This window comes from Pseudarthrobacter humi (assembly GCF_024294965.1).
In the GTDB taxonomy this organism is placed as follows: domain Bacteria; phylum Actinomycetota; class Actinomycetes; order Actinomycetales; family Micrococcaceae; genus Arthrobacter; species Arthrobacter humi.
This window is the reverse complement of the sequence record NZ_JANCLV010000042.1, coordinates 1-1,433: the sequence shown is the minus strand read 5'-3', so window position 1 is coordinate 1,433 and position 1,433 is coordinate 1. Positions and strand designations below refer to the sequence as shown.

At 66.3% G+C, this 1,433-nt stretch carries 1 protein-coding gene; it reads left to right on the top strand.

Annotation, left to right across the window (positions count from 1 at the left end):
* Positions 1-75 precede the first annotated feature (75 nt).
* Positions 76-1,329: an IS701 family transposase gene (locus tag NFC73_RS20660; RefSeq protein ID WP_254753350.1), complete on the top strand. Its 1,254-nt coding sequence runs from the start codon at positions 76-78 to the stop codon at positions 1,327-1,329.
* Positions 1,330-1,433 lie beyond the last annotated feature (104 nt).

Sequence of the window (1,433 nt, the reverse complement as noted above, 5' to 3'; positions counted from 1 at the left end):
CTAGTAGTACTTTGTTAGGTTTTCGGCGAGGGGCTTTTAATCGCGGGCCTGACCTGTTAATTTCGTTGCGTGGGAATGGAAGAGACTGGGCTGCGGGTCGAGCTGGAGAATTACGTCGGGGAGGTCTTCGCCTCGTTGGGACGTAAGGACCAGCGGGCGAAGGGCCGGCTGTACCTGCAGGGCCTGATGCTGGAGGGGCGGCGCAAGTCGATGCAGCCGATGGCCGAACGCCTGGACGTGGACCACCAGCAACTGCAGCAGTTCGTGACGTCCTCGCCGTGGAGGGTGGAACCGGTCCGCCGCCGCCTGGCCGCCCTGGCCGAGGAGGCCATCGCACCGGAGGCGTGGGTAATCGACGACACCGGCTTCAAGAAGGACGGGACGGCCTCGGCGTGCGTGGTGCGCCAGTACTCGGGCACGCTGGGCAAGATCGGCAACTGCCAGGTTGCCGCCACCGTGCACATGGTCACAGACCGGGCCTCGGCACCCGTGAACTGGCGCCTGTACGTGCCCGAGGCCTGGGACGAGACCTATGCGGACACCAACGAGCACGCCCAAGCGGTCACCGCCCGCCGGGCCAAGGCCAGGATCCCCGAGTACGTGCGCCACCGGCCCAAGTGGGAGCTCGCGCTGGAGATGATCGATGAACTCGCCCATTGGGGGCGCACGTGCCCGGTCGCGGTCGCCGATGCCGGGTACGGGGACAACGCGTTGTTCCGGCTCGAGCTGACCCGGCGGTCCATTCCGTGGGTGATGGCTGTCAAGGCATCCACCAGCGCATACCCGGCCAATTCCGTTCCCGAACTCGCCGAACGCACCGGCCCCCGGGGAAGGCCGTCCGTGCCCCGGTACCGGGACACGCCCTCGAGTCTGGCCGAACTGGCCGTCGCCGCCGGAAGGCGCGAACTGCGCCAGGCCACGTGGCGGCATGGCACCAAGAGCACCGGCGCCAACAAGACCGCGGCCATGAAGTCACGGTTCCTTGCCCTGCGCGTCAGGCCTGCCAGCCGACACATCACCCCTGCCGAGGACGGCTCGTTGCCCGAGGCCTGGCTCATCGCCGAATGGCCGCCCGGTGCCACCGAACCCACCGACTACTGGCTCTCCGACCTGCCCGCGGACACGGCACTGAAAACACTGGTCAGGCTCGCGAAAATCCGCTGGAGAATCGAACACGACTACCGCGAACTGAAAACCGGCCTCGGCCTCTCCCACTTCGAGGGACGGTCCTTCCCAGGCTTCCACCACCACGTCACCCTCGTGTCAGCGGCCCACCTCTTCATCACCAGGAAACGCCTCGCCACCCCAAAATCGGCAGGGGCAGCCTGAGCCTGTACAAGGTCCTCAAGGAACTCCAGGAACACCTCGTCCAGCTACTCAGCCGCTGCCCCTACTGCCAACACGCACCCCCAACCTAACAAAGTACTACTAGG

What these genes read in the sequence shown, in the direction of transcription:
- NFC73_RS20660 (WP_254753350.1), top strand. Translation starts at nt 76, where the DNA reads ATGGAAGAGACTGGGCTGCGGGTCGAGCTGGAGAATTACGTCGGGGAG.